This window comes from Mesorhizobium album (assembly GCF_033977205.1).
Classification (GTDB): domain Bacteria; phylum Pseudomonadota; class Alphaproteobacteria; order Rhizobiales; family Rhizobiaceae; genus Mesorhizobium; species Mesorhizobium album.
Window position 1 is genome coordinate 1 of record NZ_JAVIIW010000101.1, and the last position, 2943, is coordinate 2943.

General features: G+C 63.2%; 1 pseudogene. It reads left to right on the forward strand.

Features of this window, described 5'->3' with window-relative positions:
- Positions 1 to 444 precede the first annotated feature (444 nt).
- Positions 445 to 2943, forward strand: a pseudogene (locus RFN28_RS34265) (hypothetical protein); the annotation flags it as partial.

Genomic DNA, 2943 nt, shown 5'->3' on the forward strand with positions numbered 1-2943 from the left:
ACGTCCGATAGGAACGCAGGGCCAGGAGAGCGACGTGCCGACGATGGCGTAGAAACCAACATCCGTCTTGGAAGCGAGCAGCGGTCTCATGGGGAAGGACGGCAAGCGATTCCTTCGCGTTCCGATGCCGGATCGCGGCGCAGAGATGGCGTCCCCGAAGGCTCTCGCGCCTCCGCCTCCTCGCTTGGCAAAACACCGTCCGGCATGGAGGCCAGGCCGCCACGCCGCGACGATGGGAGCGCGCGCGATAGCCGCCGCATAGGTTCTCAACGGCCTGAAGGGTCGCGGCAGCAATCAGGCGCTTTGCGGGCCGAGGGCGGACCCTCGCGCCAGGCGCAGCGGCCCGGACTTTCCCACGGAGGCGGGCTACCGCCGCATAGACAAACTGCCGATTTGCAAGCGGGACGGCATTCCGAAGCAGCCCGGCAGCGCGTCTCTCGCGCAATGTCGAGCAATCTGTTCAACAATGCCCTCGATGACATTGGTCGAGCTCGGGACATCGTTCAGTTCTCCTGTGCGGTGGTGCGCCACAGCGGCATGCTGCGGGACCAGGACGAGCAGGCAGCATTCCTGCAAGGAGCCGCTGTCCAATTCACCCGTCACTTTCTGCCAAACTGGGAACAGGACATCCGTGAAGGAGAATCGTTTGGATATGCGACCGTATCCAACGCAGTCAGCCGCGAACCCGGAGGTCAGCCGGGCATGCAGGCCTGCAGGGCCATGGCAGCCAAGGTATCGAGGTCTACCAGCGCCCTCGACGATGTAGATGCTCGCGCGTTGCCGCTCTTGGCATTGTCGTTCGGCCGATATCCCCAACTGGCGGAATGCCGCGACGGCACGGTCAGGATCGGCGAATTCTGCAGCGACAACCCAGCAGCGCTTCGCCAGCTCGACCCTCGAAACCTCTCGCTGCTGGTGAACGGCTTCAGCAAGTGGCCTGACCAGCCAGGGTGTGGCGACGGCACTTTCGCAGTCGCTGGTGAGGTTCTTCGCCGCGCTGAGACGGAGGGATTATCCAAATTCAATCCGCAGAACCTGACCAATCTGGTCAATGGCTTCAGCAAATGGCCGAAACAAGCGGAGTGTCGGGAGGCCACCAGCGCTATCGGCACCGAGGTGACGTACCTCGCGGACCGAGCCAATCGGCTTTCCGATTTCGAACCGCAGGGCCTGGCGAACCTGGTGAACGGTTTCAGCAAATGGCCGAGCCAGGCGAAGTGTCGGAAAGCCACTAGCGCTATCGGCACCGAGGTGACGCGCCTTGCAGGCCGAGCCAAGCGGCTCTCCGATTTTAGCCCGCAGGGCCTGTCGAACCTGGTCAATGGCTTCGGCAAGTACCCGGAAGAACAGGATTTGCGCCAAGCTGTGGCGGATATCGCCGCCGAGATCGTTGGCCGCGCCGGCAAGCTCAATAGATTTCCACATCAAGAGTTGGCCAATCTGGTGAACGGGTTCGGCAAATGGCCCGAAGAATTCGACATGCGCCATGCTACCGTTGCCATCGCCGGCGAGATCGTTGCGCGTGCCAAAGAGCTCGGCGGATTCACTGATCAACATCTGGCGAACCTGGCGAACGGTTTCAGCAAGTGGCCCGAACAGACGCGCGAGGCGACGGTTTCCATTGCGGGCGAGGTCGTTACCCGAGCCGGCGAGCTCAACAGATTTGGGTATCAAGAGTTGGCCAACCTGGTGAACGGTTTCAGCAAGTGGCCTGACCAGCAGAAGACGAGCGAGGCGACCATTGCCATCGCCGGCGAGGTCGTTGCCCGAGCCGGAAAGCTCAAGGGATTTGCGAATCAAGAGTTGGCCAATCTGGTGAACGGTTTCAGCAAGTGGCCGGACCAGGCAAGCACTCGCGAGGCGATGATCGCCATCGCCTCTGAGGTCAGTCGCGCCGCCAACCGATTGCGCGGGTTTCCTGGTCAGGAGCTGGCCTATCTGATCAATGGCTTCAGCAAGTGGCCGCAAGAGCCAGGCATGCGCCAGGCGGCGGTCGCCATCGCCGGGGAGATCGCCTCCCGTGCCGACAAAATCAAGGGATTTACCCATCAGCAGCTGGCCATACTGGTGAACGGTTTCAGCAAGTGGCCGCAGGAGGAGCGAAATCGGCAGGCCACGGCCGCCATCGGCGGGGAGGTCCTTCGCCGCGCCGATCACCCAAATGTCGGGCTCTCCGACTTTGCTCCGCTGAGCCTGGCCAATTTGGTGAATGGCTTCAGCAAATGGCCGCAAGAGCCAGGCATGCGCCAGGCTGCAGTTGCCATGGCTGGGGAGATCGCTTCCCGCGTCGGCAAAATCAAAGGATTTAGTCATCAGCATCTGGCGGTCCTGGTGAACGGTTTCAGCAAGTGGCCGCAAGAGGAGCGCAATCGGCAGGCCACGGTCGCCATTGGCGAGGAGGTCCTTCGCCGCGCCGATCGCCAGGATGTCGGGCTCTCCGATTTTACTGCTCAAGGCTTGGCGATCCTGGTGAACGGCTTCGGCAAGTGGACGCAAGAGCCGGTGTGTTACCAGGCTCTGGTGGAGATCGCCCGCGGTCTCGGCCCCAAGGGCCGTCGCTTCGGCGCGTTCGCGACGCCACCGCTTGCGATGGTCGCGAACAGTCTGGCGCGCGGTATCCTGCAGGGCGAGGAAGCCGGGGAGGTGGCCGAACCGGCTTTGCTGAAGGAGCGGCTGCAGCAGCTGGCGCATTATCTCCACTATGCCGAGGACCGGCTGCAGCAGGCCGATGTCCTGGCCATCGCCAACATCTTCAAGGCCCTGAGCAAGGCGCAGTTGTCCGACGATCTGGGTGTGCTGGCAAAGCCGGGGCTGGAGCGGCTGGAGGCGCTGCGCGCCACGCCCGCCTTCGAGCGCGACAACAACCTGGAGACCATGGGCAATCTGTGCGCCGCCCTGCTGCCGCTGGCGCGCAGCCCGCGGCCGGCGTTGCGCTGGTACCGC